This window comes from Lysobacter oculi (assembly GCF_003293695.1).
Lineage (GTDB): Bacteria > Pseudomonadota > Gammaproteobacteria > Xanthomonadales > Xanthomonadaceae > Solilutibacter > Solilutibacter oculi.
In genome coordinates this window covers 1,945,930-1,970,372 of the sequence record NZ_CP029556.1, presented here as the reverse complement: position 1 = coordinate 1,970,372, position 24,443 = coordinate 1,945,930, and the positions used below count along the sequence as shown (strand labels likewise).

Sequence of the window (24,443 nt, the reverse complement as noted above, 5' to 3'; positions counted from 1 at the left end):
CAGGCCTTACTTGCTGAGCTTGCGCGGGCTGGCCGACAGGGTCAGTGCGATGGGCGACTGCCCCATGCCACCCGTCAACATGCTCTTGAGCTGCTCGCGCGATGCTTCGATGTTCGCCTTCGGGGCGATCCGGTCAATGTCGCAGCACATCCACGCTGCGCCGAGGGTGCCCGCGGCCACTTCCTTCGACGGCTTGTAACCGGCCTGCAGGAATGCGGCCTGCGGATCCTTCTTGATCAGGCGCCGGAACTCGGTGTCGGTGCCGAGCAGTTCCAGCAGCCGGTCGGCCACCTTCGGGCTCAGGGCTTCGGACTTCAGGCTTTTTTTCGTTGCCATCGGTGTTTCCCCTCATGGCCCCCCGGGCCGGAATGCCGACTGTAGGTCTGGGATGGGGCACACGCAACGGTTATCGTGCGGGCGCAATCACGCGGAGAACCCCATGCAGCTGCGCCGGTGCGCCGTGCTCTACATCGAGCCGCGGGAAACGCTCGCCTTCGACCTGACCCATCTGCTCTCCGGTGGCGATGGCCTGTCCGCGCAGCGGCGCTGGATCGCGCTGGCGCCGCACATCGGTGAGGAAGTGGAGATCGATGCCGACGCCTGCGCCCTGCTGGGCCAGGTCGGCGCGCATGCCTGGACCGATACCCGCGACCTGCCCGAAGCCGCCCGTCCGGTGTGGCGGCGCCTGCTGAAAGCCGGCCTGCTGATCGGCAAGGGCCGCGCCCATGCGCACTGGCGCGAACGCGACGAGCACCTGCGCGCGCTGCACTGGCATCCGCTCGGCGCGACGCTGCAGGCCTTCACCCGCTGGGACGACAACGACGCGGTGCAGGCGATGAAGGACCTGGGCACCGAGACCGTGCCGGAGATGCGCCAGGTGCTGGGGCCGCCGCCGCCGGAATCGTATGCCGATGGTGATGCGGCGGCCGGCATCGACCTGCCGCGCGCGCCGGGCAACGCCTTCGACGAGGTGCTGCTCGCGCGCGTGACCTGCCGCAACTTCGATGCCGAACGTCCGCTGCCGCTGCCGGTGTTCGCGCGGCTGATGCAGCGCGTGTTCGCCGCGCAGGGCCGCATCGACGGCGCGCCCGACACCACCTTCCTCAAGAAGACCAGCCCATCCGGTGGTGGCCTGCATCCGGTGGAGGCGTATTGCCTGCTGCGGCATGTGGAAGGCATCGCGCCCGGCCTCTACCACTACGACTGCGTGCGCCATCGGCTGGCGCCGCTGCCCGCGCCGGCGATGCCGCTGGACGAACTGGCCAGCGTGGCGGTCTGCCATCAACACTGGTTCGCCAACGCGCACGCGATGGTGCTGCTGGTGCCGCGCTACGACCGCACGTTCTGGAAGTACCGTCAGCACAAGAAGGGCTATCGCGTCATCGCGCTGGAAAGCGGCCACCTGTCACAGACGCTCTATCTTTCCGCCACCGAGGCCGGGCTGGGTGCCTTCATCACCGCCGCCATCAACGAGAAGCCGCTGGAAGACGCCTTCGCGCTGCAGCCGATGGCGCAGGGGGTGATGGCGATCTGCGGCTTCGGCTGGCGCGGCGAGGTGATGGACACCACCGAACTCGACCCGCAGAACCGTATCTGGCAACCCGCCGACGCCTGAGCCTCAGGCGCGCGGACTCTTGCTGCCGCTGATCAGGCGTTCGCCCAGGCTGACCAGCTCCAGACCCACCTGGGCGACGCGGTCTTCCTTCATCGCCCGCACGATCAGCGTGGCCGGGCCGAGCGCGAGGCGGTCGCCGATCTGCGGCGATTCGTCGAAGCGCTCATCGAACAGCTGCGCGGCGGTCCGCGCCGAGAAACGCTTGGGGATGTGCAGGCCGTAGAACTGCGCCAGCTCGCCCAGCGCCACGTCGCCGGGCAGGGTGAAGCTGCCGAAGCCGGCCTGCGCCGGGCCCTGGCCGTCATCACCCACGAACAGCCAGTCCAGCCGCCGCGCGGAATCCGGCGGCGCCAGCAGGTAGGCGTAGTCCTCGGGCTGCAGGGCGCCGGCTTCCTCGGCGGTCAACACCTTGCCTGCGCGCACCGCCATCATCAGCCGCACGTTGAGCGGCCAGGTCTGCGCATCCAGCGCCTTGCTGCCGGCGGGCACGCGGTAGCCGAGCAGGTCGTAGTCGAGCTGGCCGGGCAGGTCCAGCTGCACGCGGCGGGTATCGGGGTCGCCGCGCGGCACCGCGACATCGAACAGTTTCGCCGCCAGCCGCAGCGTCCAGCCCTGCACCAGCAGCGAGGTCAGCACCACCACGAAGGCCACGTTGAAGTAGAGCCAGGCGTTGGGCAGCTTGGCCAGCAGCGGGATGGAGGCGAGGAAGACGCCGACCGCGCCGCGCAGGCCGATCCAGGCGATGAAGCCGATCTCGCCGGGCCGGTAGCGGAACGGCAGCAGGCAGGCGGCGACCGCGATGGGCCGCGCCACGAACATCAGGAAGGCGGCCACGCCGAGCGCCGGCCAGAGCACGTCGAGCAGGCGGCTGGGATCGGCCAGCAGGCCGAGCAGCAGGAACATCACCAGCTGCGCGAACCAGGTGGCGGCGTCCTGCACCGAGAGCACCTCGCTGCGCGCCCGCACCGGCCGGTTGGCCACCACGATGCCGGCCAGGTACACCGCCAAGTAGCCGCTCCCGCCCAGCTGGTTGGTGATGGCGAACACCGCCACCGCGCCGGCCATCGCCAGCCACGGATGCAGACCCGAGGGCAGGTTGATGCGGTTGAGCGCCCACACCAGCAGCCGCCCGCCCGCGTAACCGCAGGCCGCGCCGCTGGCCATCGCCCAGATGATCTTCATGGCGATGCCGATGACGCCGCCGTCGCCGCCCTGTCCGGCCAGCACGCCGGTCAGCGCCAGCGTGAGGTAGATGGCGATGGGGTCGTTGGCGCCGGATTCCAGTTCCAGCGTGCTGCCGGTGCGCCGCTCCAGCCGCAGGCCGCCCGAGCGCAGTAGGAAGAACACTGCCGCGGCATCGGTGGACGCCACCACCGAGCCCAGCAGCATCGACTGCAGCGGCGTGAGCGGCAGCAGGTGATGCGCGGCCATGGCGGTCAAGGCCGCGGTGGCCACGACGCCGACCGTCGCCAGCACCAGCGAGGGCGCCACGCTGCCGCGCACGTGCGAGGCGCGCGTCTGCAGGCCGCCGTCGAACAGGATCAGCGCCAGGGCGAGCGAACCGACCATGAAGGTGAAGCGGGTGTCGCTGTAACGGATGCCGCCCGGCCCGTCCACGCCCAGCAGCAGGCCCAGCACCAGGAAGACCAGCAGCAACGGCGCGCCGAAGCGCCGCGCCAGCAGCGACGACGCGATGCCCGCCAGCACCAGCAGGGCGCCGCCGAGCAACCGCAGGTCGATGTGGTGCAGGACTTCCAGAAGGGTGGCCGAAAGGGGAGGGGAAACCCGAGTCTAGCGGCTGCAATCGCGGGCCTGCAGCGCTTTTGGCCGAAGCAGGCGGCGATGGATGCGCGAAGCCCGGCGCGGGGCCGGGCTTCGGGGCCTCGATGACGGCCGTGGACTTACTTCTTCACCGCCGGCGTGTGCGACTTGAGCGCAGCCTCCAGCCCCGGCACGTAGGCGGCGCCTTCGGACACGCCGATGCTGGACCCGGCGAAGTCATCGCCGATCGGCTGCGCGCGTCCGCCCAGGCACTGCGACAGGAACCCCTCGGCGACGGCATTGAACGCCTTGCTGTTGGGCGGGCGCTGGAAGCCATGGCCTTCGTCCGGGAACAGCACATAGGTGACCGGGATATTCTTCGCCTTCATCGCCGCGACGATCTGGTCGGATTCGGACTGTTTGACGCGCGGGTCGTTGGCGCCCTGGCCGATCAGCAGCGGCTTCGTGATCGCATCGACGCGGCTCAGCGGTGAACGCTCGTCCAGCAGCTTGCGGCCGGCCTCGGTGCGCGGGTCGCCCATGCGCTTGGCCCAGGTTTCCAGCATCGAGGCCCAGTACGGGGGAATCGTCTTGAGCAGGGTGTTGAGGTTGGACGGCCCGACGATATCGACGCCGCACTTGAAGCGGTCCGGGGTGAAGGTGAGCCCCACCAATGTGGCGTAACCGCCGTAGCTGCCGCCCATGATGGCGACGTCCTCCGGCCGGGTGACGCCCTGCTTGACCGCCCAGTCGACCGCATCGATGAGGTCGTCGTGCATCTTGCCGGCCCACTCCAGGTCGCCCTTGTTGACGTAGTCCTTGCCGAAGCCGGTGGATCCGCGGTAGTTCACGCTCAGCACCGCGTAGCCGCGGTTGGCCAGCCACTGGTGGTAGCTGTTGTAGCCATACATGTCGCGCGCCCACGGCCCGCCATGCACGAGCAGCACCATCGGCACCGGCCGGTCGGCCTTGCCGTCGGCATTGGCGTCGGCGGCCTTGGGCAGGGTGAGATAACTGACCAGGCCCAGCCCGTCGCGCGCGGGAATCACCTGCGGGTACATCGGGACCAGCGGCTGGCCTTCCAGCGCCGGGCGCGTGGCCAACAGCTTGACCGGCGCTTTGCCGCTGCCGGGCGTGTATTGGTAGTAGACGACCGGCTGTTCCGCGGCGCCGTAGGCCACGATCCAGTTCTTGTCATCCAGCGTGCGGCTGGCCACCCAGACATCACCCGGGCCGAGCTTGCGCATTTCGGCCATGGCGGGGGCGATGCGCGGATCCAGCACCTTCCAGTCGTTGCGCTGGTAATCCACCGACACCGCCTGGATCTGCCCGGTACGCGGATCACGCAGCACGTCGCCGACATCGGCACGGTCGTCATCGGCCAGCAGCGTGCGCTTGCCGGTGGCGGTGTCGATGGCATACAGCGCGGCGGTGTCGCGGTCGCGCGAATCGGTGAGGTAGAGCGTCTTGCCATCCACCGTGTAACCGCCGTAGTACGAGGTCATCGAGTCGCCGTAGGGGAAGCTGTCGAAGACCGTCCAGCCGCCCTTGCCGTCCGGCCTGTAGTAGTCGATGCCGCCATCCGCGCGCTGCTTGGAGGCCATGCGCACGGTGTAGCTGTCATCCACTTCGATGCTGGCGAAGTCCTCGCTGTTCTTCTGCAACAGCGTGCGCTTGCCGCTCTTGAGGTCGATGCGGTACAGGTCGTGCCAGCGGGCATCGCGGTCGTTCAGGCCGACCACGACCGATTCGGGATGCAGCGAACTGACGCCCGAGACGTAGGCACGGGTCTTGGGATAGTCGGTCAGGTCGCGCGCGGTGCCCGAAGCCACATCGAGCGCAAACAGATGAAAGTCCTCGTTGCCGCCGGTGTCGCGCAGGTAGAGCAGTGTGCCGGGCTGGTAGCTCCAGAAATACTGGCGGATGCCGCGCCCGGTATCACGGGTGATCGCCTTCGCCTTGCCCATGTCGCTGGCCGGCGCGACCCAGACATTCATCACCCCGCCCACCGGCGCGGTCCAGCTGATGTACTGGCCGTCGGGACTGAGCTGCACGTTGCTGCGCTCGGGGTTGCCGAACAGCGCGTCGCGCGGGATCAGGGGTGTCGCCATGTCCTGCGCGAGCGCGGTGGATGGAAGGCCGGCTGCGGCAGCCAGCAGGGCGGCGACAGTGGCCGCGAGCATCGTGGTTTTCATGCGCGTTACGCCCCTTGGTTGATCCCCTGTGGGGCCGACCATACGCTTCCAGTGCGGGTGAAATGTTGTGATGTGGTTAACAATTTTTCGGGGCTCGGGCGAACCGGCTTCTGCGCGGCTCAGAGGGTCCGGTAGCCGATGGCTTCGGCCAGGTGCGGGGTGTGGATGTCGCCGCTGCCGGCGAGGTCGGCGATGCTCCGCGCCACCCTCAGGATGCGGTGGACCCCGCGCGCACTCAGCTGCAGGCGGTCGATGGCCTGCGCCAGCAGGGCCTGGTCGCCGGTCTGCAGACGGCCGTCGCGGGCGAGTTCGGCCGGCTCCAGCAGCGCGTTCGGTTTGCCGGCGCGGGCCAGCTGGCGGTCGCGGGCAAGGCTGACCCGTGCGCGGACGCGGGCGCTGTCCTCGGCCGGGGGCGCATCGCAGGCCAGGGCGGCGGGCGGCAGCCGCTGCATCGCCAGCTGCAGGTCGATGCGGTCGAGCAGCGGCCCGGAGATCCGGGCGCGGTAGCGGGCGATGATGTCTGGGCTGCAGCGACATCGCCCCGAGACATCCCCGGCCCAGCCGCAGGGACACGGGTTCATCGCCGCCACCAGCTGGACGCGCGCCGGGAATTCGCATTGCCGCGCCGCCCGCGACACCGTGACCGTGCCCGACTCCAGCGGCTGCCGCAGCACCTCCAGCGCGGCGCGATTCCACTCCGGCAGTTCGTCGAGGAACAGCACGCCGTGATGCGCCAGCGAGATCTCGCCGGGGCGCGGCGAACTGCCGCCGCCGGCCAGCGCCACCGCGCTCGCCGTGTGGTGCGGGCTGCGGAACGGGCGCTGCCGCCAGCGTGCCGGTTCGAACGGCTGCCCGGACACCGAATGCACGGCGGCGGTTTCCAGCGCCTCGGCTTCGCCCATCGGCGGCAGGATGCCGGGCAGGCGCGAGGCCAGCAGCGTCTTGCCACAGCCCGGGCTGCCGAGCAGCAGCAGATGGTGCTGGCCACAGGCGGCGATCTCCAGCGCGCGCCGCGCTTGCGCCTGCCCGCGCACATCGCGCAGGTCGGGCGACGGCAGGGTGGGGATGGCGGATGCGGCTTCGGCGGGCGGCAGGGTCTTCTGGCCGCGCAACGCCGCGCAGACTTCCAGCAATGTCCGTGCGGTGGCGATGCCGGCGCGTCCGGCGAGCGCGGCTTCGGCGCCGTTGGCGGCGGGCAGGATCAGGCTTCGTCCCGCCTCGGTGGCGGCCAGCGCCGCCGGCAGCACGCCGGCCACCGGCCGCAGCTCGCCGCTCAGGCCCAGCTCGCCGAGGAATTCGATGGACGCCAGCGCCTGCAGCGGCAGCTGGTCGCTGGCGGCGAGGATGCCGAGCGCGATCGGCAGGTCGAAGCCGCCGCCTTCCTTGCGCAGGTCAGCCGGCGCGAGGTTGATGGTGATGCGCCCGGCCGGATATTCCAGCTGCGCGCAGACGATGGCCGCCCGCACGCGGTCCTTGGCCTCGCGCACCGCGGCCTCCGGCAGGCCGACGATCGACAGCGAGGGCAGCCCGCCGCCCACGTGCACTTCCACCACCACCTGCGGCGCGCGCACGCCCACGCGCGCCCGGCTCATCACCCGGGCCAGTCCCATGTCGTTGGGGTTCCGCGATGCGCTTGGCGCAACGCGGCAGCCGTCAGTGGTGCGCGTCGCCGTCGCCGCGCGCGGCGGCTTCCAGCTCGGCCACGCTGCGTTCGAGCGCTTCGAGTTTCTCGCGGGTCTTGAGCAGCACCGCGCGCTGCACTTCGAACTCCTCGCGCGTCACCAGGTCGAGCCGCGCCAGCCCGGCCTGCAGCACCGACTTGAAGTTCTCCTGCAGCTCTTCGCGGCCTTCGCGCAGCGAGGGCGGCAGCAGGCCTCCGAGGCGGCGGGCAAGGTCGTCGAGTTGGGCGAGGTCGATCATGGCGGCGCTCCTGCGCGGTGGGCGAGCCCCGACGATGCCGCGCCATCGCGCGATGCGGTCATCAGGCCAGCCCCGTGGAAAGGGTGGGGGAATCCTAGCAGCGTGCCGTGCGGGCGTTCGCTTAAAGTAGCCGCACTGACCGCGGGGACTCCACGATGAAAATGGTGATGGCGATCATCAAGCCGTTCAAGCTCGACGACGTGCGCGAGGCGCTGGCCGACGTGGGCGTCACCGGCATCACCGTCACCGAGGTCAAGGGCTTCGGCCGGCAGAAGGGCCATACCGAGCTCTATCGCGGCGCCGAGTACGTGGTCGACTTCCTGCCCAAGCTCAAACTTGAAGTCGCCGCCACCGCCGAACAGGTCGATGCGGTGGTGGAAGCGATCCTGCAGTCGGCCGGCACCGGCAAGATCGGTGACGGCAAGATCTTCGTCTGGGATCTGGAACGCGCGGTGCGCATCCGCACCGGCGAACTGGATGCCGACGCGCTCTGACGCGTTGACATCGAATCCGACAAGGCGACATTCCAACCCGTAATCAATCAGTCGGCGGCTTCCACCCGGTTGCGGCCGTTGCGCTTGGCCCGATAGAGCGCGTGGTCCGCGCGCCGCACCAGCGCCTTCAGGTCTTGGCCCAGCTGCAGCTGGGCCAGCCCGATGCTGATCGTGAGCGACGCCAGTGCTTCCAGCGGCGCGGTCGAGGGCAATGCCTGCACGGTGTGGCGCATCCGTTCGGCGATGACCTGCGCCTGCGGCAGCGCGGTGCCCGGGCAGATCACCAGGAACTCCTCGCCGCCGGTGCGTCCCAGCAGGTCTTCGGGCCGCAATGTCCTGCGGCAGGCCTTGGCCACTTCCATCAGCACCTCGTCGCCGAACGGGTGGCCGTGGGTGTCGTTGACCATCTTGAAATAGTCGATGTCGAACGTCAGCACGCACATCGGCGTGCCGTCCGCCTGTGCTTGCGCGACGACGCTTTCCCCCGCCGAGAGGATGCTGGCCCGGCTGGCGACATGGGTGAGCGCATCGAAGTCGGCCAGCCGGCGCAGGCGGCGCCCGCGCTTGAGCTGCACCATCACCACATAGCCCAACAGCAGGATGAGCAGGGCGCCGGTGGCGATCGTGCCGGCCTGCCAGCGGCGCATCTGTTCCAGCGCGGCCTTTTCCTTGCGCAGCGCCCGGTTCTCGGCGGCGCGGGTGGCGATGGCGTGTTCCATGTTGCGCAGCACGGCCTGCTGGCCGGCCATATTGGCGGTCACCTGGTCGCGCAGGCGGATGTGTTCGCGGAAGTCGGCCAGCGCGGTGGCCGGGCCGCCGCCTTGAGCGCCAGCGAATCGCGACCTTCGCTGTTGTGCTGCCACGCCTGGCAGGTCATCAGGTGGGCTTCGACGATGGCGTCGTCGCGCAGGCCCGCCAACGCCTGCTTCAACAAGGCCGCGCGCTCCACGGCCGGTCGTTACCACCAGGGTTGATCGGTGCATTCGGCTGCAAACAAGCGCAGGGCGCGCGCCGGGTCGTCGGGGGGCAGTTCGTCGCGCAACTTGGCCACCAGCTGTTGGTAGTACGCCGGCGAGCGGTCGTAACTGTCGGGGCCGAACAGCGTGCGATAGGTCTGGTCGAAGCCCGTGCCCGACGGCGGCTGCGCCATCGCGCAGCCCGCGGCCAGCATCAGCGCGATGCAGGTCCAGGCGAGAGGACCGAATTTGCTGGCGGGCATGGATCCAGGCGGTGAATGAGCCTGGACACAAGGATGCCCTGAAATGCAACCGGATTCACATTCGGACGCGCATCCGCCCCGGCGAACGGGATGCCGACGCGCACTGACGCGGCGACATCCCAACCCGTTGATCAGCCGGCCAGCGCCTTGGCCACGAACGGCGGCAGGTGGCGCGCACCGGCGTGGATGTCGGCGCTGTAATAGAGCGTGTCGAACGCCTTGCCGCGCGCGTCGGCCTCGCGGAAGCCGAAATCGCCGTTGCCGTTCTTGCGGGCCATGGTCACGCTCCACCAGCCGGTCGGGTAGCAGGGCTGCGGGAAGGGCAGGGTCTGGAAGCTGTCGAAGCCGGCCTTGCCCATTTCCGCGCGCATTTCCCTGATCAGGTCCAGCAGCACCAGCGGCGATTCCGACTGCTGCACCAGGATGCCGTCGTCCTTCAGCGCACGCGCGCAGTCGGCGAAGAAGGCGGCGTTGAACAGGCCTTCGGCGGGGCCGACCGGGTCGGTGGAATCGACGATGACGATGTCGACGCTGCCGGCTTCGCAGTTCTTCATGTAGGCCAGGCCGTCATCGAACATGATCTCGGCGCGCGGGTCGCCGTTGGATTCGCAGAGCTCGGGGAAATACTTCTCCGCCATCCGCGTGACCTGCTCGTCGATGTCGCACTGGGTCACCTTCTCGACGCCCGGGTGCTTCAGCACTTCACGCAGGGTGCCGCAGTCGCCGCCGCCGATGATCACCACGCGCTTCGGCGCCGCGTGGGTGAACAGCACCGGGTGGGTGATCATCTCGTGGTAGAGGAAGTTGTCGCGCGTGGTCAGCATCATCGCGCCGTCGATCAGCATCAGGTTGCCCCAGTCGGTCGACTCGAAGATCTCGATCTTCTGGAACGGCGACTGCACCTCGTCCAGCTTGCGGGTGATGCGGTAGCCGATGGAGGAACCCGCGGGTTCGAAGTTCTCGTGGAGCCATTCCTGCTGGGACATGGGCGGATTCCGTTAGGCCGATGGATGGCCGGGGATTGTAACGGCGGCGTGCGGCCGCCCGGTGACGCGGCGCTGACCTCGCCGCCGGAGCGGGGCCCGTAGAATGGCGGGCCCATTCCGCGCGAACCGGCCGCCATGACCTGGTCCCTCGACCTCGCCCGCAAGACCTATTCCATCCCGCACTGGGCGGATGGCTATTTCGATGTCGGCGACGACGGCCGCATCGTGGTCCGCCCGAAAGGCAAGGCCGGCCCGAAGATCGCGCTGGCCGAGGCGGTGGATCGCGCGATGAGCGCCGGCGCCAACCTGCCGATGCTGGTGCGCTTCCCCGACATCCTCGGCGATCGCCTCGGCAAGCTGCAGGCCGCCTTCGCGCAGGCGGAGAAGGACTGGGACTACACCGGCGGCTACACGGCGGTGTACCCGATCAAGGTCAACCAGAACGCGGGCGTCGCCGGCACGCTGGCCTCGCACCACGGCGAGGGCTTCGGCCTGGAAGCCGGCAGCAAGCCGGAGCTGATGGCGGTGCTGGCGCTCTCGCGTGCTGGCGGGTTGATCGTCTGCAACGGCTACAAGGACCGCGAGTACATCCGGCTGGCCCTGATCGGCCGCAAGCTGGGGCTGCAGACCTTCATCGTCATCGAGAAGCCGTCGGAACTCCGCATCGTGCTGGAGGAAGCCGCCGCGCTCGACGTGGAGCCGGGCATCGGCGTGCGCATGCGGCTGGCCTCGCTGGGTGCGGGCAAGTGGCAGAACTCCGGCGGCGACAAGGCCAAGTTCGGCCTCAACCCGCGCCAGGTGCTGGACCTGTGGAAGCATCTGCGCGACGCCGGCATGGGCCATTGCCTCAAGTTGCTGCACTTCCACATGGGCTCGCAGATCAGCAACGTGCGCGACATCGCCAACGGCATGCGCGAGGCGACCCGCTACTTCGTGGAGCTGTCGAAGCTGGGTGCGGAGATCAGCCATGTCGATGTCGGCGGCGGACTCGGCATCGACTACGAAGGCACGCGCTCGCGTTCGTACAACTCGGTCAACTACAACATCGCGCACTACGCCTCCAGCATCGTCCAGCCGCTGGCCGATGCCTGCGCGCAGAACGACCTGCCGCAGCCGCGCATCGTCACCGAATGCGGCCGCGCGATGACCGCGCACCACGCCGTGCTCGTCGCCAACGTGAGCGAGGTGGAACAGGCGCCGGAAGGCCGCGTGCCGCCGCAGAACGACGACGAATCCAACCCGGTCCGCCAGCTGCGCGAACTGCATGACGAACTGCCGCTGCGCCCGGCCGTGGAGATCTTCCACGAGGCCGCGCAGGCGCATGCCGAAGGCCTGGCGCTGTATTCGCTCGGGCAGATCGACCTGGTGCAGCGCGCGCGCATCGACGACCTGTTCTACGCCATCGCCCATGCGGTCAAGGCGCGCCTGACCTACGACGAGAAGAGCCACCGCGACCTGCTGGACGAACTCAACGAGCGGCTGGTCGACAAGTACTTCGTCAACTTCAGCGTGTTCGAGTCGATGCCGGACGTGTGGGCCATCGACCAGGTGTTCCCGATCACGCCGATCGAGCGCCTGGACGAGGCGCCGACGCGGCGCGGCATCATCGCCGACCTGACCTGCGACTCCGACGGCAAGATCGACGTGTACGTGGAGAACGAGGACCTCGACACATCGCTGCCGCTGCACGAACTGCGCAAGGGCGAGAGCTACCGGCTGGGCTTCTTCCTGGTCGGCGCGTACCAGGAGATCCTCGGCGACATCCACAACCTGTTCGGCGACACCGACGCGATCGAAGTGAAGGTGGACGGCGACGACTGCCGCATCGTGCAGCAGCGCCGCGGCGACACCACCGACGTCATGCTCGACTACGTCGGCTACAGGCTCGACGACCTGCGCCGCGCCTACCGTGCCCGCGTCGGCGCGGCCGACCTGACCAAGTCGGAGGCCGAGCGCTTCAACGAGGCGTTGGAAAACGGCCTGACCGGCTACACCTACCTGGACGACTCGCCGATCGAGTGAGGATGCCTGCGCCGCCCGGCCGGCGCGGCTTCAACCTTGTCGATGCACCTGGAAGCCGGCGAAACTCTGGTTCACCGGCATCGTCTCGATGCGGTTGATGTTGAGATGCGGCGGCAGCTGCGCCAGCCACAGCACTTGGTCGGCGATGTCGTCGCCGGTGATCGGCGCGGCGCCGGCATAGAGCGCATCGCTGGCGGCCTGGTCGCCGCCGTTGCGGACCAAAGTGAACTCGGTTTCGGCCATGCCCGGCTCGATGCTGGTCACGCGCACGCCGCTGCCGTGCAGGTCGCTGCGCAGGCCCAGCGAGAACTGGCTGACGAAGGCCTTGGTGCCGCCGTAGACGTTGCCGCCGGGATACGGGTATGTCGCCGCGATCGAGCTGATGTTGATGATCAGCGCCTTCGCTTCGATCAGCCTCGGCAGCAGCGCATGGGTCAGCGTGACCAGCCCGGTGATGTTGGTGTCGATCATCTGCCGCCACTGGGCGAGATCGGCGCGCTGCGCGGGCGCGGTGCCGAGTGCGAGGCCCGCGTTGTTCACCAGCAGGTTGATGCGGCCGAACGCGGGCGGCAGGGCGTCGATCGCGGCGGTGACCGCATCGGCATCGCGCATGTCGAAGCAGGCGGCGTGCAGCGCGTCGCCGGCTTCATCCTTGAGCGCCTGCAGCCGCTCGGCGCGGCGGCCGGTGGCGACGACCTGCCAGCCCTCGCGCAGCAGGCGGGTGGCGATGGCGCGGCCGAAGCCGGAGGTGGCACCGGTGACGAAGGCGGTTTTCGAAGTCATGGCGGGGCGCGCGGTGGAAAGCGCCCATTGTGCCGCTTCACCAGACGAACGGGACCAGCCGCCAGGTCCGCCGCGCGTGCGCGGTCCAGGCCTCGCCGAAGTGCGCCGCCAGCGCCGCCTCCTCCACGTGGATGCGGCGCAGGAAGGCGAGCGGGACCGGCAGCATCAACACCACCAGGCTGAGCACGTTGCCGAGCGCCAGGCCCATGCCGAGGAACAGCATCAACGCGCCGGTATAGGACGGATGCCGTAGCCAGCGGTACGGCCCGTGCTGGATCAGGCGCTGGTCGTCGCGCACCGCCACGTCCACGGTGAACCAGCGCGCCAGCGTGCGCACCGAAATCCAGCGCAGCAGCAGGCCACCCGCCATCAACGCGATGCCGGTCCAGAACAGCACCGACTGCCATGGCTGCGGCCAGCGCAGCCAGCCGGTATAGGCCGCCAGCACCGCCACCAACACGCTGGCGCCGATCACCCGGTGCAGCAGGCGCAGCGTGCCGTCGTCGCGCGAGGCATCGCCGCCGCCGGAACGCCGCCGCCGCCCGAGCCAGAATTCCAGCCCGACCCACAGCGCGACCAGCGTGTAGAAAACCAGCGAGCAGCTCATGTCGAAGCCCGTTTGCGCGTCGTCGCCGGCTTGGTGGTTTTCGACGCGGGTTTGGGCGCGGGTCTGGTCGAAGACTTGTCTGAAGCGGATGCAGCCGCATCTTCCACCGCCTTCGGCTTGCGTGCCCGCGAGCCGCTCGAACGCGTGCGCGTCTGCGCCTTGGTGGCGCGATGCTTCTGCAGCATCTCTTCGGCCAGCACCACGTCTTCCGACAGCAGGCCGGCGGCCTTGGCGATGGCGATCCTCGCCGCCGCCTTGTTCTCGTCCGGGCTGGCCAGTAGCAGTTCGCGGATCGCCTCGCGCACGGCTTTCTCGGCGTGGCGGTGCAGCTGCACGTTCTCGCCCCGGCGCAGCAGGGCCATGATGGCGTCGACGACGGGCTTGATCAGTGCGGATTCGATCGCCATGGCATTCTCCTTGGCCTGCAGTGTGCCGCATGCGCGTCGCACCCGCTGCGAAGCCCCAAGGAGACCCGATGCACCCGCAGGCCACACCCGGATGGTTGCCGATGGACGATGGCATCGCGCTGCGCACGCACGCCTGGCCGCACACCGGCGCGGGCCCTTCGCGCGGTACCGTGCTGATCGTGCACGGGCTGGGCGAACACGCCGCCCGCTATGCCCATGTCGCCGCGCAATTGAACGCATGGGGTTTCGATGTGCGGGCGTTTGACCAGTACGCGCACGGAGAATCGCCGGGCCGGCGCGGCACGCTGAGTTCGCCCGGCCGTCTGCTCACCGACCTCGCCAGCGTCATCGACCATCTGCGTGGGGAAGCCGGCGCGGACACGCCGCTGGTGCTGCTCGGCCACAGCATGGGTGGCGCGGTGGCGGCGCGCTTCGTCGAACGCGGACTGCGGCCGGTCGATGCGCTGGTGTTGTCATCGCCGGCGCTGGCATCGGGCATGCGCGGCTGGCAGAAGGCGCTGGCCCGCCTGCTGGCGAACATCGCGCCCGGCATCACGATAGGCAACGGCCTGCCGATCGAGCGCATCTCCCATGACGCGGCGGAAGTGGCCGCCTATCGCAACGACCCGCTCTGCCACGACCGCGTGGGTGGGCGGATGGCGATGTTCATCGATGGCGCCGGCCCGGCGGTCATCGCGGCGGCACCGTCATGGCGCGTGCCGACGCTGCTGCTCTATGCCGGCGACGATCATCTGGTCGATGCACGCGGCAGCCGGCGCTTCGCCGAAGCCGCGCCGCGCGACATCGTCGCGACGCACGAATTCGCCCGGCACTACCACGAGCTGTTCAACGAAGCCGACCGCGCGCCGGTGTTCGAGACCCTGCACGCCTGGCTCGACGCGCACTTCCCCGAAGCCACATCGACATGAACATCGCGGATGAAAAACGCCGGGCATGCCCGGCGTTTCCGTGTGGGTGACGAGGCGGCTTACTTGGCCTTGACCGCGACCGCCGGCAGCCCGCCGCTGGACAGCTTGGACTTGGCTTCCGCCAGCTCCGAGGCGGTGGCGTAGGGCCCCATCCGCACGCGGTACATGGTCTTGCCGTTGATACTGGCCGATTCCACACGTGCATTGAGCCCGAGCATGGCGATCTTGGCCTTGACCGCCTCGGCGTCACCGCTGGCCTGGAAGGCGCCGGCCTGCAGCACGTACGGCGTGGAGGCGGTCGGCGGCTTGCTCTCGGCGACCGGCGTGGTGGCGGGTTTCTCGGTGGACGCGACCGGCGCGGTGGCCGGCTTCGGCGCGGGCTGCGCGCTGGCGACCTGCACCGGCTTGGCGGGCGCAGGCGTGGTGCTGCCTGCTTCCGGCAACGGCTGCGGCAGGCCGGCGGCGGCTGCGGTCGCGCGGGCCTGCGCATCGGCGGCCTGGGTGGCGGCATCGAGACTGGCGGCGCTGTCGGCCTTGGCTTCGGCGGCCTTGCGGCGCGCTTCCTCGCGGGCGATGGCGGCGATCTGGGCGTCGGTCATCGCGACTTCCTCGCCCGGCAGCAGCTCGTAGAAATCGAAGTTGCCGGCCTTGTCGGTGGCTTCGGCCTGCTTGGCCGGCTTGGCGGCGGGTTCGGCACCGACCGGCTCGAAGGCGCCATCGGTTTCGCTGCTGCCCTGCGGCTGCGCGTCCGGGTTGGCATGCGGCGCGCCGATGCGGAAGAAGCCGCCTTCGCCATCCTTGCCGCCGATGAACTTGGGCGCCATCAACACCACCACCAGCGCCAACAGCACGCCGATCACCAGCCAGGCCCAGCCCGGCAGTCCGTTGTTGCTCCCGCCACTGCGGCGGGCCTGCGATTTTCCGCGACGTGCGGCCATCTGTGCGTGCTCCTGCTTACATCTTTTCGGGCGCGGACACGCCCAGCAAATCCAGCCCGTTGGCCAGCACGCGCGCGGTGGCGGTGCAGAGCGCGAGGCGGGCGTCGCGCTCGTCGCCATCGGCCACCAGCACCGGCTGCGCGTGGTAGGCGGTGTGGAAGGCGGTGGCGAGGTCACGCAGATACTGGGCGATCGCGTGTGGCTCCAGCGTGACCGCGGCGGCCTCCACCATTTCCGGGTAGCGCGAGAGTTCGACCATCAGCGCCTGGCTGGCGTCGTCGGTCAGCGCATCGAGCTTGGCCAATCCATTGTCGAGGTCGAAGCGGAACCCCTTCTCCACCGCCTGGCGCAGCAGGCTGTGCACGCGGGCATGCGCGTACTGCACGTAATAGACCGGGTTGGTCGTTGGACTGCGAGCGGGCCAGGTCGATGTCGAAGGTCAGCTGCGAATCGGGCTTGCGCGCGATCAGGAACCAGCGCACCGCGTCCTTGCCGGTTTCCTCGATGAGGTCGCGCAGGGTGACGTAGCTGCCGGCACGCTTGGACAGCTTCACTTCCTCGCCGCCGCGCATGACCGTGACCATCTGGTGCAGCACGTAGTCGGGATAACCCTTGGGGATGCCGGCATCGAGCGCCTGCAGGCCGGCTTTCACCCGCGCCAGCGAACCGTGGTGGTCGGCGCCGAGTTCGGTGATGGCGCGCTGCCAGCCGCGCTGCCACTTGTTGCGGTGGTAGGCGACATCGGGCACGAAGTAGGTGAACGTGCCGTCGGACTTGCGCATCACGCGGTCCTTGTCGTCGCCGAAGTCGGTGCTGCGCAGCCACAGCGCGCCGCCTTCCTCGTAGGTGTGGCCGTGGCGGACCAGCTCGGCGACGGTGTCCTCCACCTTGCCATCGGCGTACAGCGACGACTCCAGGAAGTAGTTGTCGAAGGCGACCGCATAGGCGGCGAGGTCGGCGTTCTGTTCGCGGCGCAGCCAGGCCACGGCGAAACGGCGGATGGCATCGAGGTCGGCGATGTCGCGCGCGCCGGTGACGGTCTCGCCGTCCACCTCCACGCTGTCGCCGCGCAGGTAGGCATCGGCGACATCGGCGATGTAGTCGCCGTTGTAGGCGGCTTCCGGCCAGTCGGTGTCGCCGGGCTTGAGGCCGTCGAGCCGCGCCTTCACCGACTTCGCCAGGTTCTCGATCTGCACGCCGGCGTCGTTGTAATAGAACTCGCGGATCACCTGCCAGCCGTTCGCCGCCAGCACGCGGGCGATGGAGTCGCCGATCGCCGCCGCGCGGCCGTGGCCGACATGCAGCGGGCCGGTCGGGTTGGCGGAGACGTATTCCACGCCGACCGTCTGCCCGGCGCCGCTGTCATTGCGGCCGTAGGCATCGCCGCGCGCGTGGATCTCGCGCACCACGCCATGCCAGGCGGCCGGCGCGAGGTGGAAGTTGATGAAGCCCGGCCCGGCGATCTCGGCCTTGGCGATGGTGGCATCGGCCGGCAGCGCGTCGAGCAGCGCCTGCGCGACGGCACGCGGGTTGCTGCGTGCGGCCTTGGCCAGCAGCATCGCGGCATTGGTGGAGAAGTCGCCGTGGCTCGATTCGCGCGGGCGCTCGATCACGAAATCGGGCGTGGCGGCATCGGCGGGCAGGGTGCCCTGTGCGCGGAGGGCTTCGATGCCCTGGTCGACCAGGGCCTTGAGCTGGGATTTCACAAATGGATCGGCGGTTCTGCGGCCGTGTAGTTTACGGCAGGCCGCCGCCGCATCCCGGAAAACCCGCGGAATTCCGGCCCGCCGCGTTCAGACCCAGCCGCGCGCCGCCATCGAGACCGGCGGCCCGTCGGCGATCACGAAATGGTCCAGCAGCCGCACATCGATTAGCCCCAGCGCCTGCTTGAGGCTCTGGGTCACCGCGCGGTCGGCGGCGCTCGGCTCGCGGTGGCCGCTCGGGTGGTTGTGGCCGACGATCACCGCCGCCGCGTTGTGCAGGAGGGCGCGCTTCACCACCTCGCGCGGATGGACCTCGGTGCCGTCGATGGTGCCGGTGAACAGCTCCTCGAAGGCCAGCGCGCGGTGGCGGGTGTCGAGGAACAGGGCGGCGAAGACTTCGCTGGGGCGGCCGCGCAGCCGTTGCGCGAAGTAGCGGCCGGCGGCGGCCGGGTCGGCCAGCGCATCGCCGCGTTCCAGCCCGGCGGCGAGGAAGCGGCTGCCCAGCTCCAGTGCGGCGGCCAGTTTGCAGGCGCGGGCCGGGCCGATGCCTTTCAGCGTGGCGAGCTGCCTGGGCTCGCGTTCCAGCAGGGCGCGCAATGGGCCATGTGCCGCCAGCAGGCCGCGCGCGGTGGCGACCGCGTCTTCGCCGCGCAAGCCGGAACCGAGGAACAGCGCCAGCAGTTCGGCATCGGAGAGGGCGCTGGCGCCGTGGCGCAGCAGTTTCTCGCGCGGGCGTTCGTCGGCGGGCCAGTCGCGGATGTGCATCGGGAATTCCCGTCGGCAAGGAGCCGACAGGCTCGGCGCCGGGGCCGCGCATCGACATAGGGCGGAAGAGGCGTTCGGTTAAGCTGGCGGCCCGCGCCTGCGTAGGAAACCCGTCGAGCCGTGAGCCTGTCTTCGCCCCAGCGCGTCCTGTTGTGCGTCTGCGGCGGCGTGGCCGCGTACAAGGCGGTGGAACTGGTGCGGCGGCTGCGCGAGCGCGGCTGCGAAGTGCAGGTGGCGATGACCGATAACGCGTTGCGCTTCGTCGGCGCGACCACTTTCCAGGCGGTGTCCGGGCGCCCGGTGCGGCAGAGCCTGTGGGATGAGGCCGCCGAAGCCGCGATGGGCCATATCGAACTGGCGCGCTGGCCGGATGCCATCGTCATCGCGCCCGCCACGGCGAACACGCTGGCGAAGCTGGCGCACGGTTTCGCCGACGACCTGGTCTCCACGCTCTGCCTCGCCACCACCGCGCCGGTCTTCGTCGCCCCGGCGATGAACCACCGGATGTGGCTGCACGCCGCCACGCAGGCCAACATCGACCTGTTGAAGACGCGCGGGGTCACGGTGATCGGGCCGGGCGTCGGTGCGCAGGCCTGCGGCGAAACCGGCCCCGGGCGGATGAGCGAACCGGCCGAGATCCTCGACGCCGTGATCGGGAAGGGCGCGTGAGCCTGGCCGGGACGCGGATCGTCGTCAGCGCAGGGCCGACCTTCGAAGACATCGACCCGGCGCGTTTCATCGGCAACCGCTCCAGCGGCAAGATGGGCTTCGCGCTCGCGACGGCTGCAGCGGAACGGGGGGCGGAGGTGGTGCTGGTCGCCGGCCCGGTGCACCTGCCGACGCCCGAAGGCGTATCGCGCATCGACGTGCGCAGCGCCGCCGACATGCATCAGGCGGTGATGGCCGCGCTGCCGGCTTCGATCTACATCGGCGCGGCGGCGGTGGCCGACTTCACCCCGCGCACGTTTTCCGACACCAAATTGAAGAAGACGCCGGGCAGCGACACGCTGACGCTGGAACTGGTCCGCACCCGCGACATCCTGGCCGGGGTCGCCGCGCATCCGCAGCGCCCGCGCCGCGTCATCGGCTTCGCCGCGGAAACCCACGACATCGAGCGCTACGCACGCGGCAAGCTGGAGGCCAAGCGCGTCGACATGATCTGCGCCAACCGGGTCGGCGTGGCCGGCAGCGGCTTCGAAGCCGAGGACAACGCGTTGCAGGTGTTCTGGGCCGGCGGCGAGGCGATGCTCGGCCCGGCGCCCAAGACCGCCATCGCCGGGATGCTGCTCGACCTCATCGACAAGGAACTGCCCTGATGCACCACGTGCTGCAACTGAAAGTGCTGGACGCGCGCTTCGGCGCGGAATGGCCGCTGCCCGCCTACGCCACCGAGGCCAGTGCCGGGCTGGACCTGCGTGCCGCGCTGGAGGCGCCACTGGTGCTGGAACCGGGCGATACCGCGCTGGTGCCGTCGGGGATCAGCATCCACATCGCCGACCCTGCGCTGTGCGCGGTGATCCTGCCGCGCTCCGGGCTGGGCCACAAACACGGCATCGTGCTGGGCAACGGCACCGGGTTGATCGACGCCGACTACCAGGGTCCGCTGATGATCAGCGTGTGGAATCGGGGCCGCGAGGCTTTTACGATGCAGCCGGGAGACCGCATCGCGCAGCTGGTCCTGTTGCCGGTGGTACGCGCTACCTTGCAGGTGGTGGAAGAATTTGAAGCAAGCACGCGCGGGGCCGGCGGGTTCGGCCATACCGGCGTGCAATGACGGGGAACACGATGAGCGACAAGACCAGCAAGCTACCCAAACTCCCGCTGCAGTTCGGCGCGCCCGACAAGGCGCTGCCGCTGCTGGCGCTGCTGCTGGCCCTGCTGGGCGCGTGGCTGCTGTGGTCGGGCGTGAGGCAGTGGCGCGCCGAGGCCGCCGACAGCGCGTTGATGGCCGAGCGCGACGCGCTGGCGCAGAAGACCGCGCAGGCGGTGTCGCAGGTCAGGAAGCGTGCGGTGGATGCCGCCGCCGACCCGACGGTGAAGACCGCCGCCGCCGGCACCGATCTGGACGCGCTGGCCAAGGCGTTCGCCGCCGCCGCCAAGGGCGCCAGCGAAACCGCCGTGTTCCCGCCCGACCTGCAGGCGGCCTATGCCGGCCTGCCGGCCACCGGCTACGGCAAGCTGGCCGCGGTGGAAGCCGCGATCGCCAGCGGCAAGCCGGAAGTGCGCATCGCGCGCGGCGCCAAGGGCAATGTGCTGGTCGCCGGTGTGCCGCTGGAGAAGGGCCAGGTGGCGCTGGCCGCGTATCCGCTGCAGCCGCTGCAGGCGGCGGTCACGGCCGCGCAGCCGGGCGCCGGCTATCTGGCGCTGCGCCAAGGCAACGCCACCATCGCCGAAGCCGGTGACAACGCACTCACCGACAGCGCCGAGGCGAAAGCCGCCAAGGTGCCGGGCACCGACCTGCGCATCGCCACCGGCATCGCCGCGAGCGAACCGGGCCCGTTCGGGCTGGGCGCGCTCGGCAGCCTGATCGGCGGCGTGCTGCTGCTGGTGCTGGCCGGCCTCGGCCTGGCGTGGCCGAAGCTCAAGGCGCGTCGCGCCGGCGAAGTGGTGGCCGAGGACGAAGTCACCCTGGAAGAGGCGCTGGCCGGCGAACACGCCGGTGCGCCGGCCCCGGTGGTCTCCGATGGCGTGCCGCTGGCGCCGGCCTCCGCCGTGCCCGCGTCCGCCGTGGCGGACGATGCGCAGGGCGCGACCGAAGCCGCGGTGCCGGTGGCCGAGATCCAGGCGGTGGACCGCGGCATCTTCCGCGCCTACGACATCCGTGGCGTGGTCGGGCAGTCGCTCAGCGCCGACGTCGCCCGCGCCATCGGCCAGGCCATCGGTTCGCTGATGCACGAGAAGGGCCTGAAGGACATCGTGGTCGGCCGCGACGGCCGCCTGTCCGGCCCGGAGCTCGCCGATGCGCTCATCGACGGCCTGCGCGACAGCGGCCGCAACGTCCTCGACATCGGCCTGGCGCCGACGCCGCTGGTCTACTTCGCCGCGGCGCAGAACGGCAACGGCTCCTGCGTGGCGGTGACCGGCAGCCACAACCCGCCGGACTACAACGGCTTCAAGATCGTGGTCGGCGGCGAGACGCTCTCCGGCGACACCATCGCCGACCTCTACCAGCGCATCGTCGGCGGCCGCCTGCACCGTGCGCCGCAGCCCGGCACGCTCGACAGCCGCGACGTCGCGCCGGATTACGTGCTGCGCGTGGCTTCCGACATCCAGCTCGGCCGCCCGCTCAAGGTGGTGGTCGATGCCGGCAACGGCGCGGCCGGCGAACTCGGCCCGAAGGTGCTGGAAGCCATCGGCGCCGATGTGGTGCCGCTGTATTGCGAGATCGACGGCCACTTCCCCAACCACCATCCCGACCCCAGCGAGCCGCACAACCTGGCCGACCTGCGGCAGGTGGTGGAGGCCGAAGGCGCCGACCTCGGCATCGCCTTCGATGGCGACGGCGACCGCCTCGGCGTGATCACCCCCAACGGCGCCAACATCTTCCCCGACCGCCTGCTGATGCTGTTCGCCGCCGACGTGCTGGAGCGCCAGCCGGGCGCGGTCATCGTCTACGACGTGAAGTGCAGCGGCGCGCTGATGCCCTTCATCCTGCGCCACGGCGGCAGCCCGCTGATGTGGAAGACCGGGCACTCGCTGATCAAGGCCAAGATGCGCGAAACCGAAGCCGAACTGGCCGGCGAGATGAGCGGCCACTTCTTCTTCAAGGAACGCTGGTACGGGTTCGATGACGGCATCTATTCCGCCGCGCGCCTGCTGGAGATCCTGGCCGCGCGCGACGAGGACGCCGACACCGTCTTTGAGGAAATCCCCGATGGCATCAGCACGCCGGAACTCAAGATCCCGGTCGAGGACCCGCACGCCTTCATCCAGCGCTTCGTCGCCGAGGGGGATTTCGAAGGTGCGCGTTCGGTGACCATCGACGGCCTGCGCGCCGACTGGGCGGACGGCTGGGGCCTGGTGCGTGCGTCCAACACCACGCCGATCCTGGTGCTGCGCTTCGAGGCCAATGACGATGCGGCGATGGCGCGCATCCAGGACGCCTTCCGCACGCGCCTGCTGGCGCTCGACCCGTCGCTGTCGGTCCCGTTCTGATCAGGTTGCGATGACGCGCGGGGCAGTCCCGCGCGTGGCCGCCAGTCAGGCGCGCGGGTTGTTGGCCGGGGCCGTCACCGAAGGCGGCAGGCCGGTCTCCGGATCGAGCCCCTTGGCCTTGCGGTAGCGCGACAGTGCTTCCTGCAGCTGGGTGTCGAGGTTGGCGCGTTCCTGCTGCTGCTGGCGGTAGCCCTGCTGCGCATCCACGACCGAGGCGCGCTGGGTTAGCACGTTCTGCGCCAGTTTCGCCGGCACCTTGCCGCCCTTGAGTTCGGCGTCGGCGGCGGCGTGCAGCAGCTGCAGCAGGCTCTGGCGCTGGTTGTCGATGCCCATCTTCGAGGTCTTCAGGCCTTCGTCCACCATCTCGTAGCGGATCTTGTAGGCGCGGCGCAGCGCCTCCTCGGACTCGTAGGACTCGGCCAGGGCCATGTCGCGGCGCTGGTCGGCCAGCGCCTGGTCGGCCTGGGCCTGGGCCGCGGCCTGGCGGACTTCCTGCGCGGCGCGTTCTTCCGGCGTCAGCGCGCGGTCGATGTGCTGGCCGGGCAGGCCGCTCTTGCCGCTGATCTCGGTGCGTGCGCTGTTGACCGCCGAGGCGGGCAGGGCATCGCCGCAGACCTTGCGGCCGCCTTCGTTCCAGCAGTACAGCTTCTTGCCGCCACTGGCCGGTTGCTGGGCGATGGCGATGGTGGCGGTCGCGGCCAGCGCCAGGAACAGCGTGCCGCGTTGGAGCATCTTCATGGTGTTTCCCCCTTTCGCGGGTTCAGTCGCCGGCGCCGTAGCGCTGTCGATAGGCGCCGAGCGCATCGCGATAAGCCGCAAGTTCCGGCTTTTGGACGGAGAAATCAAGCAGGTCGGACAGGCTCGCGACGGCGATCACGGGAATCCCGTGTTCTTCCGCCACGCCCTGGGCGGCCGATCGGGGGTCGCCTTCGCGGACGATTTCCTGTCGGTCCAGTCCGATCACGATGCCCGAAGGCTGCCCGCCGGCCTCGCGGATCAGGGCCAGCGCCTCGCGGATCGCGGTGCCGGCGGTGATCACGTCATCGACGATCAACACCCGGCGTCCGGCCAGCGGCGCACCGATCAGCATCCCGCCCTCGCCATGCGCCTTGGCCTCCTTGCGGTTGAAGGCGACCGGCAGGTCGCGTCCATCGGCGGCCAGCGCGCAGGCCAGCGACGTCGCCAGCGGGATGCCCTTGTAGGCCGGCCCGAACAGCAGGTCGAAGTCGAGGCCGGCGGCGTGGATCGCATCGGCGTAGGCGCGGCCGAGCGCGGCCAGCGCGGCGCCGGAATCGAAACGCCCGGCATTGAAGAAGTACGGGCTGACGCGGCCGGACTTGAGGGTGAACTCGCCGAAGCGGAGGGCTTCCGCGCGCAGCGCGGCATCGAGGAATCGGGTGCGGTGGTCGGTCATCGTTGGGCGGGGAGGTAGCGGAACATCACCAGTTGCGGGCCGGCGCGGCCGCCGGACATGTACTGGCCATTGTGGACGAAGCCGGCGCGCTGGTAGGCGGCGATGCCGACCCGGTTGCGGGCATGCACGGCCAGCACCATCAGGCGCTGGTCGGGATGGCGGCGGCGCACGTCCTCGGCCATCGCGGCGGCGGCGCGCGAGCCATGGCCGCGGCCCTGGTGGCGATGGTCGATGCAGAACGCGCGCACGCCGATATGCGGGGTGCCGAGTTCGCGGCCGATCACCGAGCGCGGCCCGAAATCGAGCCGGTAGAAACCGATGACGCGGCCGTTGACGAGGATCGCCATTGCCTCCGAATTCGCATCCGATTCGGCATCGAGCAGATTGAACGCGGTGTTGCCGACATAGGCCGACTGCGCCGGCGCGACTTCGACCGCGCGCACGCCGGGCGCGAGCGTCGGGGTGACCGGTGCGACGTGGATCAGCACGGGTGCGGGCATCGCGATGCGGGCTCCGGGGGCGTTGTTATC

Annotated in this window: 22 protein-coding genes and 2 pseudogenes; 7 read left to right on the top strand and 17 right to left on the bottom strand. The window is 69.9% G+C overall.

Annotated elements, in window-relative coordinates:
- Window positions 1-6 precede the first annotated feature (6 nt).
- Window positions 7-336, bottom strand: coding sequence for an NHLP-related RiPP peptide (locus tag DCD74_RS09525; protein WP_112927101.1), 330 nt, complete (start codon window positions 334-336; stop codon window positions 7-9).
- Between the two features lie 103 nt (window positions 337-439).
- On the opposite strand from DCD74_RS09525, the gene DCD74_RS09520 reads away from it, so the two are divergent.
- Window positions 440-1,615 (top strand): putative peptide maturation dehydrogenase, encoded by a 1,176-nt coding sequence (locus DCD74_RS09520; RefSeq protein ID WP_112927100.1) that lies wholly within the window; start codon window positions 440-442, stop codon window positions 1,613-1,615.
- Between the two features lie 3 nt (window positions 1,616-1,618).
- Here DCD74_RS09520 and DCD74_RS09515 read toward each other — a convergent pair whose 3' ends face one another.
- From DCD74_RS09515 to ubiK, 4 genes are all read right to left on the bottom strand, one after another.
- Complete coding sequence (locus DCD74_RS09515; RefSeq protein ID WP_162615971.1) at window positions 1,619-3,343, bottom strand: potassium/proton antiporter; 1,725 nt, start codon at window positions 3,341-3,343, stop codon at window positions 1,619-1,621.
- Between the two features lie 173 nt (window positions 3,344-3,516).
- The gene (locus DCD74_RS09510) at window positions 3,517-5,571 is read right to left on the bottom strand and encodes a S9 family peptidase (protein WP_112927098.1); all 2,055 of its coding nucleotides are present in this window, start codon (window positions 5,569-5,571) and stop codon (window positions 3,517-3,519) included.
- Window positions 5,572-5,690: 119 nt separating this feature from the next.
- A complete protein-coding gene (locus DCD74_RS09505) occupies window positions 5,691-7,181 on the bottom strand; it encodes a YifB family Mg chelatase-like AAA ATPase (protein ID WP_112927097.1) in 1,491 nt (496 codons plus the stop codon).
- A gap of 43 nt (window positions 7,182-7,224) precedes the next feature.
- A complete protein-coding gene (gene ubiK, locus DCD74_RS09500) occupies window positions 7,225-7,491 on the bottom strand; it encodes a ubiquinone biosynthesis accessory factor UbiK (protein ID WP_112927096.1) in 267 nt (88 codons plus the stop codon).
- A 155-nt stretch (window positions 7,492-7,646) separates the two neighbouring features.
- Here ubiK and DCD74_RS09495 point away from each other — a divergent pair, with 155 nt between their 5' ends.
- The gene (locus DCD74_RS09495; protein ID WP_112927095.1) at window positions 7,647-7,985 is read left to right on the top strand and encodes a P-II family nitrogen regulator; all 339 of its coding nucleotides are present in this window, start codon (window positions 7,647-7,649) and stop codon (window positions 7,983-7,985) included.
- A gap of 47 nt (window positions 7,986-8,032) precedes the next feature.
- On the opposite strand, the gene DCD74_RS09490 is transcribed toward DCD74_RS09495, so the two are convergent.
- The 3 genes from DCD74_RS09490 to speE form a co-directional block, all read right to left on the bottom strand.
- Window positions 8,033-8,848 (bottom strand): GGDEF domain-containing protein, encoded by an 816-nt coding sequence (locus DCD74_RS09490; protein WP_162615970.1) that lies wholly within the window; start codon window positions 8,846-8,848, stop codon window positions 8,033-8,035.
- 95 nt (window positions 8,849-8,943) lie between these two features.
- Window positions 8,944-9,204 carry a hypothetical protein gene (locus tag DCD74_RS09485; RefSeq protein WP_112927093.1) on the bottom strand — a complete coding sequence of 87 codons (261 nt, stop codon included), beginning with the start codon at window positions 9,202-9,204 and terminating at the stop codon, window positions 8,944-8,946.
- 131 nt (window positions 9,205-9,335) lie between these two features.
- The gene (gene speE, locus DCD74_RS09480; RefSeq protein WP_112927092.1) at window positions 9,336-10,190 is read right to left on the bottom strand and encodes a polyamine aminopropyltransferase; all 855 of its coding nucleotides are present in this window, start codon (window positions 10,188-10,190) and stop codon (window positions 9,336-9,338) included.
- A 135-nt stretch (window positions 10,191-10,325) separates the two neighbouring features.
- Between speE and speA the strand changes: the two genes are divergently transcribed.
- Window positions 10,326-12,212, top strand: coding sequence for an arginine decarboxylase (speA, locus tag DCD74_RS09475; RefSeq protein WP_112927091.1), 1,887 nt, complete (start codon window positions 10,326-10,328; stop codon window positions 12,210-12,212).
- A 30-nt stretch (window positions 12,213-12,242) separates the two neighbouring features.
- Here the strand turns inward: speA and DCD74_RS09470 are convergent, their stop codons facing one another.
- The 3 genes from DCD74_RS09470 to DCD74_RS09460 are packed head-to-tail and all read right to left on the bottom strand — an operon-like array spanning window position 12,243 to window position 14,009.
- Complete coding sequence (locus tag DCD74_RS09470) at window positions 12,243-12,995, bottom strand: SDR family NAD(P)-dependent oxidoreductase (RefSeq protein WP_112927090.1); 753 nt, start codon at window positions 12,993-12,995, stop codon at window positions 12,243-12,245.
- A 37-nt stretch (window positions 12,996-13,032) separates the two neighbouring features.
- On the bottom strand, window positions 13,033-13,602 hold the full coding sequence (locus DCD74_RS09465) for a methyltransferase family protein (RefSeq protein WP_112927089.1): 570 nt from the start codon (window positions 13,600-13,602) through the stop codon (window positions 13,033-13,035).
- Window positions 13,599-14,009: a hypothetical protein gene (locus DCD74_RS09460; protein ID WP_162615969.1), complete on the bottom strand. Its 411-nt coding sequence runs from the start codon at window positions 14,007-14,009 to the stop codon at window positions 13,599-13,601. The genes DCD74_RS09465 and DCD74_RS09460 overlap by 4 nt, the downstream gene beginning before the upstream one ends.
- Window positions 14,010-14,077: 68 nt before the next feature.
- On the opposite strand from DCD74_RS09460, the gene DCD74_RS09455 reads away from it, so the two are divergent.
- Complete coding sequence (locus tag DCD74_RS09455) at window positions 14,078-14,938, top strand: alpha/beta hydrolase (protein ID WP_112927087.1); 861 nt, start codon at window positions 14,078-14,080, stop codon at window positions 14,936-14,938.
- Window positions 14,939-14,997: 59 nt separating this feature from the next.
- Here DCD74_RS09455 and DCD74_RS09450 read toward each other — a convergent pair whose 3' ends face one another.
- The 3 genes and pseudogenes from DCD74_RS09450 to radC form a co-directional block, all read right to left on the bottom strand.
- Window positions 14,998-15,876: an SPOR domain-containing protein gene (locus DCD74_RS09450; RefSeq protein ID WP_112927086.1), complete on the bottom strand. Its 879-nt coding sequence runs from the start codon at window positions 15,874-15,876 to the stop codon at window positions 14,998-15,000.
- Between the two features lie 16 nt (window positions 15,877-15,892).
- Window positions 15,893-17,582, bottom strand: a pseudogene (argS, locus tag DCD74_RS09445) (arginine--tRNA ligase).
- An 87-nt stretch (window positions 17,583-17,669) separates the two neighbouring features.
- The gene (radC, locus tag DCD74_RS09440) at window positions 17,670-18,344 is read right to left on the bottom strand and encodes a RadC family protein (protein ID WP_112927085.1); all 675 of its coding nucleotides are present in this window, start codon (window positions 18,342-18,344) and stop codon (window positions 17,670-17,672) included.
- A 120-nt stretch (window positions 18,345-18,464) separates the two neighbouring features.
- Between radC and coaBC the strand changes: the two are divergent.
- From coaBC to DCD74_RS09425, 3 genes and pseudogenes are all read left to right on the top strand, one after another.
- Window positions 18,465-19,660 (top strand): annotated as a pseudogene (coaBC, locus tag DCD74_RS09435) (bifunctional phosphopantothenoylcysteine decarboxylase/phosphopantothenate--cysteine ligase CoaBC).
- Window positions 19,660-20,118: a dUTP diphosphatase gene (gene dut / locus DCD74_RS09430; RefSeq protein ID WP_112927084.1), complete on the top strand. Its 459-nt coding sequence runs from the start codon at window positions 19,660-19,662 to the stop codon at window positions 20,116-20,118. Before coaBC ends, dut begins: the two are co-directional and overlap by 1 nt.
- A gap of 11 nt (window positions 20,119-20,129) precedes the next feature.
- Window positions 20,130-22,499 carry a phosphomannomutase/phosphoglucomutase gene (locus tag DCD74_RS09425; protein WP_112927083.1) on the top strand — a complete coding sequence of 790 codons (2,370 nt, stop codon included), beginning with the start codon at window positions 20,130-20,132 and terminating at the stop codon, window positions 22,497-22,499.
- Window positions 22,500-22,544: 45 nt separating this feature from the next.
- On the opposite strand, the gene DCD74_RS09420 is transcribed toward DCD74_RS09425, so the two are convergent.
- Genes DCD74_RS09420 through DCD74_RS09410 form a run of 3 tightly spaced genes read right to left on the bottom strand, consistent with a single transcriptional unit; the run spans window position 22,545 to window position 24,413 of the window.
- Window positions 22,545-23,237: a hypothetical protein gene (locus DCD74_RS09420; protein ID WP_112927082.1), complete on the bottom strand. Its 693-nt coding sequence runs from the start codon at window positions 23,235-23,237 to the stop codon at window positions 22,545-22,547.
- A 22-nt stretch (window positions 23,238-23,259) separates the two neighbouring features.
- Complete coding sequence (gene pyrE / locus DCD74_RS09415; RefSeq protein WP_112927081.1) at window positions 23,260-23,913, bottom strand: orotate phosphoribosyltransferase; 654 nt, start codon at window positions 23,911-23,913, stop codon at window positions 23,260-23,262.
- Window positions 23,910-24,413: a GNAT family N-acetyltransferase gene (locus DCD74_RS09410; RefSeq protein WP_162615968.1), complete on the bottom strand. Its 504-nt coding sequence runs from the start codon at window positions 24,411-24,413 to the stop codon at window positions 23,910-23,912. The genes pyrE and DCD74_RS09410 overlap by 4 nt, the downstream gene beginning before the upstream one ends.
- Window positions 24,414-24,443 lie beyond the last annotated feature (30 nt).